Here is a 15,199-nt window from a genome sequence, read left to right on the forward strand (position 1 = left end):
GCAGGCCTCCTATCAGAGTGAACGTTGCGAAAATTATCGTGCCAGATGAGAGCGAATGCCATTACGTAGATTTACGTAACGGGGCGTCCTGTTCGTCTGGCTATCGAAGCAGTTATCAGTATCGGCAATCCGCATTTCTGATATCCTCAGGCGCGTTCCCCCGGCCACGCAAAGGCATGATGGCCCGTGGGCCATCTGTAACGGGAGTCTCCCGGGCATGCCGTGGGTTGATGCACTTTCTGACCCAACAGAGCTGCGGAAATGCATCCGCGACTTGATCGCCGTCTCCACGTTGCCCGCCAGTTGGAAGAACCATCAGCCGCAGCAGATCGCGGACAGTGTGGCCACGGGCTTGCTCTCAATGCTCGATGCAGACTTTGTCTGCGTCCTACTGGATGATGACAACGCCGGCTATCCGATCGAAGTCACGCGCTCCAGGAACGCGACTGACGAGTCCGTTTCAATTTGGAAGGATGTTCTGTTCGGCGCAAGGATACAACGATTTGACCGTCTGACGACCATCGCAGTCCCTTCAACTCACATCAAGCTCAATGCTGCTTCAGCCCCGATCGGCTTCCCCGGCCAATCAATGGTGGTGGCCGGTTCCTTTCAGGTCGGATTCCCAAGCCAAAAGCAACGGCTTCTGCTGGGAATCGCGGCCAATGACGCCACAATCGCGTTAAGCCGGTGGCAGACCGAAACGGAGGCGCGACGTCTCGCAAATATCATCGAGCGTTCGTCCGACTTCATCGGCTTTGCCGCGATGGACGGCATTCCACAATATATCAATGCAGCCGGACGCGAGATCATTGGTTTTCCCGGCAGTGAGATACCGACGACGCTGCGGATCTATGACTTTCTGGTCGAGGCCGATCGCAGACGCGCCCGTGAAACATTGATGCCAGCGGTGATCAGCGACGGCCGATGGAGAGGCGAGCTCAACTTTCGACATTTCGAGACAGGTCATGTGATCCCGTTCCTCGTCGACTGGTTCCGAACCGATGATCCCCGCACCGGCCAACCGGTCAATCTCGCCATGGTGAGCCGGGATCTACGGGAGCAGAAGAAGCTGGAGCGCGATCTACGACGTACCAATGAGGAACTGGAGCAGCGCGTCGCCGAACGTACAGCAGAGCTTCGACAGGAGATCGCAGAACGCGAACGCAGCGATGCCCGCGCAAGGCTCCTGCAGCAAGAACTGCTGCACGCGTCCCGCCTGAGCGTTGCCGGGCAGATGGCCGGCGCGATAGCCCACGAAATCAACCAACCGCTTACCGCGCTTGCCAATTCTGTCAATGCGGCGCGGCGAATGATGGCAAACGAAAGGAGCAACGGACCCGATATCACTCGCGAGATCATGGACGAGGCGGCTGAACTGGCCTTGCGCACCGGCGGGATCATCGGGCGGCTTCGCCAGTTTGTTTCGGGCGGTGAGATGGAGATGCGCATTGAGCGTCTTTCTGTTCTCATTCAGGATGCCACTGACTTCACCCTGGTCGGCTCCGGAGCGCGTAATGCAAGAGTGCAGTTCGATTTCGATCCTAGGGCGGAACGCGTGCTGGTTGACCGCGTGCAGGTGCAGCAGCTCCTCGTCAATCTGTTGCGTAACGCGGTCGAAGCCATTGCCGGCAGCAAGCGGCAGGAGCTTAAGATCAGCACGTCCCTGATCAATGCGGAAATGGTCCAGGTCGCCATTACCGACAATGGCCTGGGACTCCCGGACGAAATCGCCAGCCATTTGTTCGAAGCATTTCGGTCTACCAAGCGCGACGGGATGGGGCTCGGTCTTATGATCTGCCGATCGATCGTGGAAGCCCACGCCGGAGCTCTCTCATATGAACCCAATCCAGCCGGGGGAGCGACCTTCCGGTTCACGCTACCTGTCGTTCCCAACGAGGAGCAGATCGATCAAGGGAAGCCGTCAGGTCGTTGACCAATCTTGCGATGGTCTTCCGGTCGGTTTGAACCAGGATTGCGCTCGGCTTCGCCCAGGCGAAGATCGACGCAAGACCGAGGACGACATCCAGCAGGAGCTGCTGGGACCTCGCGGTGTTCCCGGCAAGCCATCTCCGGCCAAGATGACGCCACAACGTGCAAAGAAGACGCCCGCGCACGCTGATCCGCCACATCCGGCCTAGTCAGTTGCTCTCTGGGTCCGACCATGCTCGCGCGGCGCACCACTCGACCTCCGGCTAGATCTCGGAAAAATTGTTGGCGACAGCTTGACAACTATCAAGGCTCGATTCCTGCGCCGCGCATTCAATAACCATCGCAGGGGCGACCCCCGAAACGAACGAATCGAATCCATCACAATCGAGGAGATCACCATGAATCGACTATTCTACTCCTGCGCGCTCTCTCTTGTTATCCTCGGCAGTGCCGCCGCTGCCGAGGCCCAGAACGCAAACGACGCTGCTCAGAACGACAACGCTCACCCGAACCTGAACCCGGCGCAGCAACAGATGGTCAGCACCGGCCTCGCCAGCACGCCGTCGCAGCCCGCGCCGTCGGGCGCGCAGCCGCAAGTCGGTGACAAGGTTCCGGATTCCATGACTGCGCAATCCATGCCGCACAATGTCGCCGAACAAGTCCCAGAGGCGAAGCAGCTATTCTTTGTCAAGCTACCGGACCGTATCCTGCTCATCGACCCCGACACCAAGCTGGTATCCGAAATTGTCACCGAGCCGACCACCACAGGGTCGACCGCCGGCAGCCCGGATCGGCAGGACCGCTAGCACGGCCCCGGCCATCGACCCGGCATCGCCCTGAAGGGCGAAAGGAGATCCCATGAACGCGCACCGCCTCCCGTTGCTCCTCATGGCCGTAGTGACTGTGGTCGCGCTTTCGAAGCCGGTCGATCGCGCGGCCGCACAAGAGATCGGGCTGACGCCTCTGGAGACGACGGAGGTCGCGAAAGGCTACAGTGCCGACGCGCTCAAACTCCGACCGGTGGTCAACGACAAGCACGAGAGAGTGGCAAGGATCAACGATTTCATCTTTGGCAAGGACGGCAACATTTATGTGGTCCTTGCCGTTGACGATTTGACGGGCTTAAATGGCCATCTCATTGCCGTTCCGCTGCGTCAATTGAAGCTGGACGATTCACCCGACTATGCCGTTCTGCCGGAGGCAAGTCGCGCGGCGCTCTCAAAGCTACCAGTCTATGTCGGCCACTGACGCCCCCTGTGGCGGCCACACTTGATATTGCCTGATCGCTCGCTCCCTGATCGCTCGGCGCGTCCTGGCGACGTTCGACCGTTTACAACGCATGGCTCACGCACCAGGAGTCCATCGAAAAGAGCAATACGAATTGAGCCTCGTCAATGTGCGAAGGCTATTGTCCTCTATGCTCTAGTTCGCGGTAGTCCCCCTGCCGTCGCCCTGCTTGGGTGTTTCCTCCCTAACTTGGGCCGGCTGTGCGAGCAGCGCGGCCCTTCCTTTGAGGCAGGGCGCCCTCAGCGACGGGTCTGGTCGCTGTCGGTAGTTCGTTCGTTGCTGTCGATCCATTCGCGCCACACCGCAAGAACCGTTGCCATGACGACCGGTCCAAGGAACAGACCGATCAGGCCGAAGGATTGCAAGCCGCCCAGCATGCCTATCAGAACCAGCAGGAAGGGCAGCTCCGCAGCTTCGCCGATAAGCGCTGGCTGTACAACGTTGTCACCGACCAGGAGCACGGCCGCCCCGACTGCAAAAAGCATAACGCTCGCAGGCCAGCTTCCACTATAGGCTGGCACCATCAGCGCGGCGACGATCAGCACAATCCAGGCGCCGAGCGGAACCATCGCCGACGCGACGGTCAAGCCTGCGAACAGCAGCGGGTGCGGGACGCCGCAAATGACGTAAGCAATGCCTACGAGAAGGCCCTTGCCGAGGGCAGCGACCGCCGTGCCATTCACCGTCGCGCGTACGGAGTCCGCAATGGCAGGAGCAAGCCGAGCGCCAGGTTCGCCAAACAGGCGCTCGGCCGCGATCAACAGGAGAGCGGCCAAATTCACGCCGCGGCGAAGAAAGAAGAACAGCGCAAGCAGCATGATGGAGAAATGAAACAGTCCTTGCAGCACCGCCCCACTGAGAACGCGGGCCCACACCGTGATGCTTTCGATGTTAACGTGGGCAAGCCACTCGCGCAGATTCTGCGGATTGCCGAGATTATTGCGCCACCATATATCGAGGTATTCGCCTGCCATCGGAAGCTGCGCCAACCATGACGGGACCGGAAGTCCGCTTCCCTGGAGCTCACGCAGCGTTGACGCAAAAAGCCTGCTGCCGAGCGCAATCTGATGCATGGCAGCGGTCAGGGGGATGATCAGAATCAGCCCTATCAGCAACGTGAACAGCAGCGGCGCCAGCACGTCACGTTCGGCACGCATCAGCGAAACGAAGCGGCGGTAGATGGGCCAGATGGTCACCGCAATCAAGCCAGCCCAGGTGAGTGCTGTGAGGAAATCGCGCACTACCCAGACAGCGAGCGTCACGAGACCGACGGCGGCGATGGTCCGCGTGATTCCCCGCATACGCGATTCGGAAGGTACCGCGACCTGTCTGGCCGACCAAGGCGCGTTGCGGTGACGGTTCAACGAGAATGTCTCCTCCGGCTCCACGCCCTACGTTATAGCGCGTGCCCTTGGAGGCGTTGATGGCGATCAACTATGGACTTGTGACATTCTGGCCCGGCAAACAGCCGCTGGGTTGACGCTCGTCAAGGCGCAACTTGCGGCGAATGGAGTAGGAATCTCGGGCGAGGCAATCACGCAAAGCAGTCGCGATTTGGGAGAATGCCATGGCCAGCACCACAATGAATTCAGCCTTCGATATCTCATCCGTCGCTGCGAGCGACGGGCTCGCGCGGAATTGGTGGCTGTTCACGCTTCGCGGTATCTTCGGAGTCCTCTTTGGCCTGATTGCCTTGCTCTTTCCCGGACCAACCATGTTGTCCCTGGCGATCCTGTTCTCGGCCTACATGCTGGTCGACGGAGCGGCAGGTATCGTTTCCGCGGTCCGCGCAATGCGCCGCCGAGACCAATGGGGCCTGCTCATCTTCGAGGGGTTCCTCAACATAGCCGTTGGCATCGTCGCCTTCCTCTGGCCCGGCCTCACCGTGCTTGCGTTCGTGTTCCTGGTCGCCGCATGGGCCATCATAACCGGTGGACTGATGATGGCCGCCGGGTTCCGGCTGAACATCGATCATGGACGATGGTGGTTGGTGCTCGGAGGGCTGTGCTCGCTGATTTACGGGGCGCTGCTGATCGCTATGCCGCTGATCGGCGCGGTCGTGCTCACATGGTGGATGGGAGCGTATGCGTTCGTATTCGGCATCTCTTTGATCATTCTGTCATTCCGGCTCCGCTCCCGGTATCGGCACCAGGCCACGCCCAACACAGCGGGAACTCCGGCATAGGTGACATCTGGATGACATCCGCCGCGCGGCGGCCAGGTCAGCCGGAAGGACCGCCGCAGGATCATCCGGCCACCGATGCCGAGGAGGCCCACGGCGATGAGTTATTGGTCGAAAGTCTGCTCGAGACCTTCCCGGCGAGCGACCCGCCATCCTGGACCGCCTTGACGCGCGTTGGCCCGCCTCATCGAAAACGCCCTCGCCGCGGCAGCCGTTGATCAGGTCCGCGGACAAAACACCGCTTCCAATCCCATGCGATGGAGCCACCGGCCGCCATCAAAATCGCGGTTGCCAATTGCCAATTACCAGTATCAAATTGCTTGACCGGCTAGAGGCGCGCCTATCATGCCGCCAAAGCATTTGCCTGAAGCGCCCGACGAGTTGCGAGGCTACACTGGCGACGTCGTCGAGCTTACGTTCAAAGCGGGGACAGGACCGCCGGGAAATGCGCGCCGCCAGCGTGCTTCGCAGGCTGGCTTCGACCAACCTACCCCGTCGGCCAAAGACACCACATCAGCTCTCGTCTACGAACTCAGCCAGCGCCTGACTGCGATCGTCAACTCTCTTGGCGCCACAAGACGGCTGTTCGCAGCCGGCAATCAAGTCGACCTCCGAACAGCACAACAGGTCGTTGACGAAGCTGCCGAGCAGGCTCACCTCGCAACGGAGGCCATCCGTCAATTCCGGCAGGTGTCCATTCGGCATGACCGCGATGCGCGCAGCAACGCGACAATCGTAAGACAATCGCAATCAGGAAAGGTAGAACGATCAGGAAGGTAATCGCGGTCGGAAGATCATCGGAATCTACCGGTTATCGAAAGCCGCCGTAAACGATCCATAGTCCAGCCTTGCTCGCAAGCCGATCCCGGCGTCACGTTCTTTCAGGAAGGCCTCGATGTCGGATCAGCGAACGGTCTACGTTCTGGACGACGACGCCGCGGTCTGCCGCTCGCTGGAGCGGTTGTTGGGTTCAGCAAGTTTCGAACCAGTCACATTCCAGCGTCCCGATGAGTTTCTGAGGGAGGCAGGCAAGTTCAAGAAGGGATGCGTCCTGCTGGATCTTCGGCTTCCGGGCACAAATGGCATTGAAGTCATGGAGGCCCTGCACGGCATCCGAAACGATCTACCGGTCATCGTCATGACGGCACAGGGAGATATCCAGGTCGCGGTCCGCGCCATGAAAGCGGGTGCGGTTGACTTTCTGGAGAAGCCGTACAGCGAGGAAGCGCTGCTAAGCGCGATTGACGCAGCCTTCGCGAGCGGCGGCGCATCTGTTCGTGCAGGAGAGATCGCCGATGCCACGCGTCGCGTCGATACCCTCAGTCCGCGCGAACGCGAAGTCCTGGAGGGATTGGTCGATGGCCGCTCCAACAAGGTGATCGCCTACCAGCTCGGCCTCAGCGTGCGCACGATCGAGGTTCACCGCGCGCGCATGATGGAGCGCCTAGGCATGCGTCAACTTGCCGAAGCGCTTCGCCTCGGCATCATGGCGCGGCTGGGCTCAGGGCAATCCGGCCTCAAGGGCTAGCTCAGGGCGGGAAGTCAATCCGGAATTGCTGCCGCCGAGCTTCCGCACGGAATCGTGGTCGTTCTTCTCCTCCAGGGCGTTCTGATTGATGATCCTGACGGTGCGTTTTCCGGCCAGCCTGATCGCACCGCGCTGCTGCAAGCTGGTGAAAGAGCGACAAACGGTTTCGACCGAAACAGCGAGATACTCGGCGATGTCGTAGCGTGTCAGTGGCAATACGACCTGACCCTTGCCACCCGACGACCGGCTCGCCAGCGCAAGCAGGAATGAGCCCACCTTTTCGACGGCCGTTACGCCACCGATAATCAGCAATTGGTCCTGAATTCGCGACAGGGCTTGGAACGCGACATCGCGGAGTTCACGGGCGAACTCCGTATCGCACTGCGCCAGTTGTTCGACCCTTTGACCAGGGTAACTCGCCAGCGCGGTTTCCTCCGCGATCGCCTCGACCGTCAGATCGTCGTGTCTATTGACGACGAAGAAGAAATCTCCCGGCAGCATCAAGTCCAGAATCTGCCGTCGCCCGTCTGAGCGGATCGCGGATCGTCGGACCGCGCCCGAAATCACGTAGTACCAATGGGCTGACGGCTGCGAATTGATCGGAATCTCCTGGCTTCTCGCAAACAGCATAATCTTGGCATGCTCATCAAGCCGCTTCATCGCGTGGTCCTGCGCGGCTAACGTCCGCCGATAGTAGTCCAATGCGTGCGTTTTCGCCTTCATGGCTCCGCCTTCCTGTTTCCGTTTACCGTTCGCGCTGCCCACTCGCGCAATATCAATCTTGTCAGCGCACCGCTGATCCAAAAATTCCGCAAATCTGCGTACCGTAAGATTACGTAATCGGCCGGCCGAGCCCGCAGCTCTTTTTTTCGAGACGCCAAATTGACCGCAGTCAACGACGCGCTGGCGCGCCGCGGGCTAGGAACGGTTCGGCATTAACCGCAGGCGAGAAACCTCATGTCATCGATCCTAAGTGCCGGCACTGCCGCCCCGAATTTCACGCTACGGGTAACGCCCGATCAGAACCTGACTCTGTCGGATCTCAAGGGAAAGAACGTCATCATCGCCTTCTACCCGGCAGACTGGAGTCCGGTCTGCGGCGATCAGGTCACACTCTACAACGAGCTTCTGCCGGAGTTTCACAAACACGACGCGGAACTCTTGGGCATCTCGGTGGACGGGGTGTGGTGCCACGCAGCCTTCGCGCGCAATCGCAACCTGCACTTTCCCCTGCTCGCCGATTTTGAGCCCAAGGGCGAAGTCGCCCGAAAATACCGGGCCTATCGGGCTGACGAGGGCGTCTGCGAACGCGCCCTATTTGTCCTGGACCGCCGGGGCGCCATCGCATGGAGCTATTGCTCTCCGATCGCCATCAATCCCGGCGCAGACGGGATTCTCGACGCGCTCGAGCAACTCTCGGAGAAGGCGAACGCCCATGGCCACCTTGAAGACGCCCATCAACAAAAGTGATCACGTCCGCGGACCTATGAGAGCCGCGATAACCCTGGTCGAGTATGGCGATTACCAATGCCCGCACTGCGGCATGGCGCATCCCATCGTCAATCAGGTGCAGGCTTATTTCCGCAACTCACTTCGATTCGTCTTTCGTCATTTCCCGCTAACGGAGGTGCATCCCCTTGCCGGGATCGCTGCCGAGAGCGCAGAATTTGCCGGCGCCGCCGGCCTATTCTGGGAAATGCATGACGCATTGTTCGAAAATCAGACCGTTTTGAGCATCTCAACCATATTCAGGATCGCAGACGAGCTTCGGCTTCCGGAAGTCATGCTGCGCAACGCTCTTGAAACCGGACGGTACAAGAACAAGGTGCGCAGCGATTTCATGGGCGGTGTGCGCAGCGGCGTGAACGGCACGCCGGCCTTCTTCATCAACGGCGTGCGACATGATGGCGCCTATGATTTTGTTTCGCTCACAGACGCCATTCAGCTGCGCCTTACCGCCGACAGCCATGTCTGAGTGGAGCGAGCCTCGACTGGGGACGCCTTCTATTGACAACGGTCAGCGCGACCACGCCTCGCTCGGCGTACTGAAACGAAACCAATTCAATCTCAGGAGAGAGCTATGATCGCCTTTAAACTCTTCCAACACTCGAACTGCGAACACGGAGCGGCTTCTGCGGTACCCAGCCGTCGCGACCCTCCTTCGAGTATCAATATGCTTGTCTGGCTCAGTCTGGCGGTCATGCTTGCTTTCACGACCAGCCCGGCCTTGCCGCAAGCCGGAGTTACCCTTTTGCAGGTTGACCTTTCGGTCGTAGGGCAGGGCTATCGAATGAGCAAACTGCTCGGCAGCGGCGTCGTCAACGACAAATCCGAGAAGATCGGGACCCTCGACGACGTGATCTCCGACAAGAAGCAGTTGAACTTTGCGATTCTGCAGGTCGGCGGCTTCCTCGGCCTGGGCGGACGCCTCGTGGCAGTGCCGTACGACAGCCTCGTCATTGACGACAAGGGACAAAAGGTCACGCTGCCAGGCGCGTCCAAGGAGGCACTGAAGAACCTGACCGAGTTCCACTACACTTCCTGAGCGGAACGCGACGATGGCCGGAACATCCGACGAAATCCTTGACAGGATGCGAACTCGCGAAGTCACGGGCGTCTTCCATTCCAAGAAGGCGCTCGAGCTCGCAGCCCAGGATCTTCTGATGGCCGGCGTCGACCGGGCGGATATCGACGTCAGCGCGTCGAGCGACGAGCTCGGACGGCGCCTCAACTACCAGGCAATCCCGCCCGCCGACCTCGCCGACCTGCCGGCAGCGCCCCGGCAACCATTCACCGGCGGCGACGATCTCATTGGTGCCGAAGCCGTTGCAGGCAGCATCGCCGGCTGCGCGGTAGCCGTCATAGTCGCCGGCTTGCTTGTTGCATGGGGACTGTCGCCGCCGCTGATCGGTATCGTGGCAGTGCTATGCGGCCTTGCCGCGGCGGGCGTCGCCGTCTTCCGTGTACGGCGGCGCTTGTTGCGCGAGCGGTACCAGGGCCTGGAGAACATCGCCGAATGGAACGGTCTCGTGATGTGGGTCCGTGTCCGGTCTCCCGAGATAGAAGCCGCCGCGCAGGAAATCCTGGTTCGGCATGGTGCGGAAGCGGTCCATATCCACGAAATCGATCTGGCGAAAACGCCCGAGGATCTGCCGTTGCACACGCTTCGGCCGGACCCATGGCTTGGAGACGAACGGCTTGGAGACGAACGGCTTGGAGACGAACGGCTTGGCCGACCCTAGCACCTCGCAGATATCCTGTGACGTAGACGCCGTCCAATTCCGGCGTCGTTCGCAAAAACTAAAACTAGCAGAACTAAAACTAGCAGAAGCAGAAGTTGATGATCGTCATGGCCTCCTCTCCGGAGCTTCGTATGATGGGCAGCGATCGACAACCTCATCGGCCGAGTTCTTTCCTTCGTGTGCACTATGGAGCAGATCATGAAATCAGACAGCGAGATCGAACGCGACGTTCGTGAAGAGTTGAAGTGGGACCCCGACCTGGATGCCGAGGACATCGCCATCTCGGTCAAGGATGGCGTCGTTACGCTGGCAGGCTTCACCCGTAGCTATACCGATCGCCTTGAGGCCGAAACGGCCGCGAAGCGCGTCGCGGGGGTTCATGCCGTCGCCAACGACATCGACGTGCGCCTGCCGGCGATCGACCAGCGCCCCGATCCCGATATCGCGCGCGATGCGGTCGCCGCACTGAAGTCACAACTGCCGATCTCCCACGAAAAGATCAAGGTGATCGCCAAGGACGGCTGGCTCACGCTCGAAGGTATAGCCGAGTGGCAATATCAGAAGACGACCGCCGAAAGCGCGGTGCGGAAGATCAAGGGCGTGAAGGGCGTCACCAATGTCGTTCAGGTGAAGCCGGCGGTGCAACCCACCGACATCCAGCGCAAGATTCAGGAAGCGTTCAAGCGGAGCGCGGAGGTTGATGCCAATCGCATTACGGTCGAGGCAAAAGGCGGCGAGGTGATCTTGAAGGGGACCGTCCGCTCCTGGATGGAGCGGGAGGAAGCCGAGCGCGTTGCCTGGTCGGCGCCGGGTGTGACGCGCGTCGAAGACCGCATCGTTGTCAGTCCTTGACTACAATTCGAACCAAATAACCAAAGGAGTGTGCCATGAAACTACGATCACTTGTCCCGTTTCGTGAGACCGGTGCGCTGACGCAACCGGGCTTCGGATTGTTCGGCCTGCATCGTGAGATCGACCGGCTGTTCAATGAATTCGCGCAAGTCCCGGGTGCCAACGGCGGATCGGCCAATCTCGTTCCCAACATCGATATCTCGGAAACCGACAAGGCGATCGAGGTCAGCGCGGAGATGCCCGGCCTCGAACGCAAGGATGTCGAGATATCCATCGAAGATGACGCCCTCACCATTCGCGGCGAGAAGAAGATCGAGGAAGACCAGAAGGACAAGAACGTCCAGCACAGCGAGCGCTGCTACGGTGTGTTCATGCGCGTGCTACAGCTGCCCCCCGGCGTCGACCCGTCGAGCGTGCAGGCCATGATGTCGAACGGCGTCTTGAAGATCACGATTCCGAAACCGGCCAAACCGGAGCCGAAGAAGATCGAGGTCAAAGAAGCTCCAAAGGAAACTACCAAGAAAGCCGCCTGAAGCCCGGGCGGTCCTCGCGGGACGCCAGCGCAATAACCTCCTCGCGCGAGTGCGTCCCGCGACCTGCGTTGATGGCTATGATGGCCGCCGCACCGAGCAACAACAGAATGGACCTTGATACAGAATGGACCTTGATAAGGAGAGTAGCGATGGCGAAAGCAATCGGGATCGATCTCGGAACCACCAATTCCTGTGTCTCCGTGATGGAGGGCAACAAGGCGAGGGTCATCGAGAATGCCGAGGGCGGCCGCACGACACCCTCCATGGTCGCCTTCACCGATGATGGCGAGGTGCTGGTGGGACAGCCGGCCAAGCGCCAGAGCATCACCAATCCGGAAAATACCATCTATGCCATCAAGCGCCTGATCGGCCGCCGCTACGACGATCCGATCACCGCAAAAGACCAGACCATGGTGCCCTACCATATCGTTCGCGGCGATAATGGCGACGCCTGGGTCGAGGTCAGAGGCAAGAGATATAGCCCAAGCCAGATCAGCGCCTTCATTCTCACCAAGATGAAGGAAACCGCGGAAGCGCACCTCGGCAACAAGGTGACCCAGGCCGTGATTACGGTGCCCGCCTATTTCAACGATGCCCAGCGCCAGGCGACAAAGGACGCAGGCCGGATCGCAGGCCTCGAGGTATTGCGCATCATCAACGAACCTACGGCGGCTGCGCTTGCCTATGGGCTCGACAAGAGAGGAAACGGCAAGATCGCCGTGTACGATCTCGGCGGCGGCACGTTCGACGTATCCATTCTCGAAGTCGGCGACGGCGTTTTCGAGGTCAAGGCGACCAATGGTGATACTTTCCTCGGCGGTGAAGATTTCGACAAGCGCATCATCGACTATCTCGCCGACGAGTTCCGCAAGGAGAACGGCATCGACCTGCGAAAGGATCGTCTGGCGCTGCAGCGGCTCAAGGACGCGGCCGAGAAAGCCAAGATCGAGCTCTCCAGCGCCACGCAGACGGACGTCAATCTACCGTTCATCACGGCCGACCAGAACGGGCCCAAACATCTCAACGTCAAACTTTCCCGAGCAAAGCTCGAGGCGCTGGTCGATGACCTGATCGAGCGAACCATTGGACCATGCCAGGCGGCGCTGAAGGATGCGGGTCTGCAGGCCTCCGATATCAACGAAGTGGTGCTGGTCGGCGGCCAGACGCGCATGCCGAAGGTGCAGGATACCGTGCAGAAGCTGTTCGGTCGCGAGCCCCACAAGGGTGTCAATCCGGACGAAGTCGTCGCGATCGGTGCCGCAATCCAGGCGGGTGTGCTGCAGGGCGACGTCAAGGACGTCCTTCTGCTCGACGTCACGCCTCTGTCGCTGGGAATCGAGACTTTGGGCGGCGTGATGACGAAGCTGATCGATCGCAACACCACCATACCAACCAAGAAGAGCCAGGTGTTCTCGACAGCCGAAGATAACCAGACTGCCGTCACCATCCGCGTCTTCCAGGGCGAGCGCGAGATGGCGGCGGACAACAAGCTGTTGGGGCAATTTGATCTGGTCGGAATCCCGCCCGCACCGCGCGGTGTTCCGCAGATCGAGGTTACTTTCGACATCGACGCCAACGGCATCGTCAATGTCTCGGCCAGGGATAAGGCCAGCGGCAAGGAGCAGAGCATCCGGATCCAGGCCTCCGGCGGCCTGAGCGAGGCCGACATCCAGAAGATGATCAGGGAGGCCGAAGCTCATGCCGAGGAAGACAAGCACCGCAAGGAACTCGTCGAAGCGCGCAATCAGTCCGATGCGGCGATCTACAGCACCGAGAAGGCGCTGAAGGATGCGGAGGGCAAGCTTCCTGCCGACGTCAAGCAGCAGGTCGAGCAGGCGGTCGCCGACGCGAGGCAGACCATGAACGCCGATAATGTGCAGTCGATCCAGCAGGCGACGTACCGCTTGCAACAGGCCGCCGCCAAGATCGGCGAGGCGCTCAACCGGGCGGCTTCGCAGGGCGCTGGCAGTCAGGGCTCGCAAGGGAGTAGCTCATCCGGCAGCGACGATGTGGTCGACGCCGAGTTTGAGGAAGCCGACCCTCGCGACCGCAGGGCCTCGTGAGGCGAGCTGCACTGCACCTGACGCACGGCAAAGAGGGAGCGAGACATGGCCGCACAGTCCAAAGCCATTGACGAGGCCGACCTGACTGAGACCGTCCGCGGCAGCGAACCGGACCAGGCGCGCGAGGTCGCGAAAAACGACACGAAAAACGACTTGGCAGCCGAGAACGCATCATTGCGGGAGCGGCTGATGCGCGCACTCGCGGAAACCGAGAACACAAGGCGCCAAGGCGACCGGCGTGCCGAGGACGCGCAGCGATACGCGATCACGAACTTCGCCCGCGAGATGTTGGACGTTGTCGACAATCTCCGTCGGGCGATCGAGGCGAGCGCCGCCAAGCCGGACAAGGGCGAGACGGGCGGCTTGGTCGGCGGAGTGGTCGCGACCGACCAGCTGCTCGCAAAAATCCTCAGGCGTTTCGGCGTCGAGCCGATCAATGCGCTCAACGCGCCTTTCGATCCGGCGAAGCACGAGGCCGTGATGGAGGTGGATGATGCCGGCAAACCACCCCGTAGCGTGGTGGAGGTCCTGGAGGACGGCTACACGCTGTATGACCGCCTGCTGCGGCCGGCGCGCGTAGCAGTCACGAAGTCTCAGCCATCACCACCGCAGGCGAAGCAACCATGACGTTGGAGCGGCCTTACGGCCGCGCGCATGGAGACAGGAGCGGACCTTGGCCGGAGATCCTTACGCGACGCTGGGCGTGAAAAAGGATGCGAGCCAGGCCGACATCCAGAAGGCCTATCGACGTCTGGCGAAGAAGCATCACCCTGATCTCAATCCCGGCAATTCGAGCGCCGAAGAGAAATTCAAGGAGATCACCGCGGCCTATGATCTCCTCAGCGACCCCGAAAAGCGCGCGAAGTTCGATAATGGCGACATCGATGCATCCGGCTCCGAGCGGCCCCGTCAACGGTACTACCGCGACTTTGCCGATCAGGGCGCCTGGTCAGGTTATACAAATACCTCCGGCTTCGCCGATTTCGGTGACTTCACTGGCAGCGACGACATCCTGTCGGAAATCTTCGGACGATCCGCTCGTGCCCGCAGGCACGGTCAGGACGTCCGCTACCACCTCGAACTCTCTTTCCTCGATGCCATCAATGGGGGAAAGCAATCGCTGATCCTGCCTGACGGCAGCAATTTAGATGTCAACATTCCGCCGGGAACACGGGACGGGCAGACCCTGCGGCTGAAGGGCAAGGGCCGAAGAGCCGCAGGCGAAGGCCCGCCTGGAGACGCGCTGATCGAGATCAGCGTCCTGCCGCACCCCTACTTCACGCGCAAAGGCGACGACATCTATCTGGACCTCCCGATTTCGATTAGGGAAGCTGTGCTGGGCGCGAAAGTCGCAATACCTACCCCGACAGGGACGGTCACGGCGACGGTGCCGAAGTGGTCGAACACAGGCCGTGTGCTGCGGCTCAAGGGACGCGGGGTTCCTCATCCCGATGGCAGCAAGGGCGACGAATACGTCACGCTCAAGATCATGCTGCCGAACAAACCTGACCCCGAGCTCGAACGTTTTGTCAGCCGATGGAAGCTGGCCGAGCAAAATCCCCGGCAATCGATGGGAGTTTAGG

The 15,199-nt window shown here is 60.5% G+C and carries 17 protein-coding genes; 15 read left to right on the top strand and 2 right to left on the bottom strand.

The annotated features are described in order from the left end of the window. Positions 1 to 217: 217 nt before the first annotated feature. The 3 genes from ACP2YO_RS44015 (at position 218) to ACP2YO_RS44025 (ending at position 3,177) form a co-directional block, all read left to right on the top strand. Positions 218 to 1,933, top strand: coding sequence for a sensor histidine kinase (locus ACP2YO_RS44015; protein WP_426437389.1), 1,716 nt, complete (start codon positions 218 to 220; stop codon positions 1,931 to 1,933). A 394-nt stretch (positions 1,934 to 2,327) separates the two neighbouring features. Then, positions 2,328 to 2,735 (top strand): hypothetical protein, encoded by a 408-nt coding sequence (locus ACP2YO_RS44020; protein WP_426437390.1) that lies wholly within the window; start codon positions 2,328 to 2,330, stop codon positions 2,733 to 2,735. A 52-nt stretch (positions 2,736 to 2,787) separates the two neighbouring features. After that, positions 2,788 to 3,177 carry a PRC-barrel domain-containing protein gene (locus ACP2YO_RS44025; RefSeq protein WP_426437391.1) on the top strand — a complete coding sequence of 130 codons (390 nt, stop codon included), beginning with the start codon at positions 2,788 to 2,790 and terminating at the stop codon, positions 3,175 to 3,177. Between the two features lie 278 nt (positions 3,178 to 3,455). Here ACP2YO_RS44025 and ACP2YO_RS44030 read toward each other — a convergent pair whose 3' ends face one another. Next, complete coding sequence (locus ACP2YO_RS44030) at positions 3,456 to 4,580, bottom strand: AI-2E family transporter (protein ID WP_426437392.1); 1,125 nt, start codon at positions 4,578 to 4,580, stop codon at positions 3,456 to 3,458. A 203-nt stretch (positions 4,581 to 4,783) separates the two neighbouring features. Here ACP2YO_RS44030 and ACP2YO_RS44035 point away from each other — a divergent pair, with 203 nt between their 5' ends. The 3 genes from ACP2YO_RS44035 (at position 4,784) to ACP2YO_RS44045 (ending at position 6,926) form a co-directional block, all read left to right on the top strand. Continuing rightward, positions 4,784 to 5,401 (top strand): HdeD family acid-resistance protein, encoded by a 618-nt coding sequence (locus ACP2YO_RS44035; RefSeq protein ID WP_426437393.1) that lies wholly within the window; start codon positions 4,784 to 4,786, stop codon positions 5,399 to 5,401. Between the two features lie 342 nt (positions 5,402 to 5,743). Then, positions 5,744 to 6,178, top strand: a complete 435-nt coding sequence (locus tag ACP2YO_RS44040; protein ID WP_426437394.1) for a hypothetical protein — start codon at positions 5,744 to 5,746, stop codon at positions 6,176 to 6,178. A gap of 115 nt (positions 6,179 to 6,293) precedes the next feature. Beyond that, positions 6,294 to 6,926 (top strand): response regulator transcription factor, encoded by a 633-nt coding sequence (locus tag ACP2YO_RS44045; protein WP_426437395.1) that lies wholly within the window; start codon positions 6,294 to 6,296, stop codon positions 6,924 to 6,926. Here ACP2YO_RS44045 and ACP2YO_RS44050 read toward each other — a convergent pair. After that, positions 6,900 to 7,691, bottom strand: coding sequence for a helix-turn-helix domain-containing protein (locus ACP2YO_RS44050; protein ID WP_426437396.1), 792 nt, complete (start codon positions 7,689 to 7,691; stop codon positions 6,900 to 6,902). The two genes, ACP2YO_RS44045 and ACP2YO_RS44050, sit on opposite strands and share 27 nt — an antisense overlap. A gap of 192 nt (positions 7,692 to 7,883) precedes the next feature. On the opposite strand from ACP2YO_RS44050, the gene ACP2YO_RS44055 reads away from it, so the two are divergent. From ACP2YO_RS44055 to ACP2YO_RS44095, 9 genes are all read left to right on the top strand, one after another. Continuing rightward, positions 7,884 to 8,396, top strand: a complete 513-nt coding sequence (locus tag ACP2YO_RS44055; RefSeq protein ID WP_426437397.1) for a redoxin domain-containing protein — start codon at positions 7,884 to 7,886, stop codon at positions 8,394 to 8,396. Then, positions 8,362 to 8,901, top strand: coding sequence for a DsbA family protein (locus ACP2YO_RS44060; RefSeq protein ID WP_426437398.1), 540 nt, complete (start codon positions 8,362 to 8,364; stop codon positions 8,899 to 8,901). Before ACP2YO_RS44055 ends, ACP2YO_RS44060 begins: the two co-directional genes overlap by 35 nt. Positions 8,902 to 9,006: 105 nt before the next feature. Further along, positions 9,007 to 9,471, top strand: a complete 465-nt coding sequence (locus tag ACP2YO_RS44065) for a PRC-barrel domain-containing protein (RefSeq protein ID WP_426437399.1) — start codon at positions 9,007 to 9,009, stop codon at positions 9,469 to 9,471. Positions 9,472 to 9,484: 13 nt separating this feature from the next. After that, entirely contained in the window at positions 9,485 to 10,168 is a 684-nt protein-coding gene (locus ACP2YO_RS44070; protein ID WP_426437400.1) for a hypothetical protein, read from the top strand. Positions 10,169 to 10,366: 198 nt separating this feature from the next. After that, the gene (locus ACP2YO_RS44075) at positions 10,367 to 11,020 is read left to right on the top strand and encodes a BON domain-containing protein (protein WP_426437401.1); all 654 of its coding nucleotides are present in this window, start codon (positions 10,367 to 10,369) and stop codon (positions 11,018 to 11,020) included. 35 nt (positions 11,021 to 11,055) lie between these two features. After that, positions 11,056 to 11,553, top strand: a complete 498-nt coding sequence (locus ACP2YO_RS44080; protein ID WP_426437402.1) for an Hsp20/alpha crystallin family protein — start codon at positions 11,056 to 11,058, stop codon at positions 11,551 to 11,553. Positions 11,554 to 11,702: 149 nt separating this feature from the next. Further along, positions 11,703 to 13,616 (top strand): molecular chaperone DnaK, encoded by a 1,914-nt coding sequence (gene dnaK, locus ACP2YO_RS44085; protein ID WP_426437403.1) that lies wholly within the window; start codon positions 11,703 to 11,705, stop codon positions 13,614 to 13,616. Between the two features lie 45 nt (positions 13,617 to 13,661). Further along, entirely contained in the window at positions 13,662 to 14,243 is a 582-nt protein-coding gene (locus ACP2YO_RS44090; protein ID WP_426437404.1) for a nucleotide exchange factor GrpE, read from the top strand. A gap of 46 nt (positions 14,244 to 14,289) precedes the next feature. Then, the gene (locus ACP2YO_RS44095; RefSeq protein WP_426437405.1) at positions 14,290 to 15,198 is read left to right on the top strand and encodes a DnaJ C-terminal domain-containing protein; all 909 of its coding nucleotides are present in this window, start codon (positions 14,290 to 14,292) and stop codon (positions 15,196 to 15,198) included. Position 15,199 lies beyond the last annotated feature (1 nt).

It is taken from the genome of Bradyrhizobium genosp. P (assembly GCF_049949265.1).
Taxonomy (GTDB): domain Bacteria; phylum Pseudomonadota; class Alphaproteobacteria; order Rhizobiales; family Xanthobacteraceae; genus Bradyrhizobium.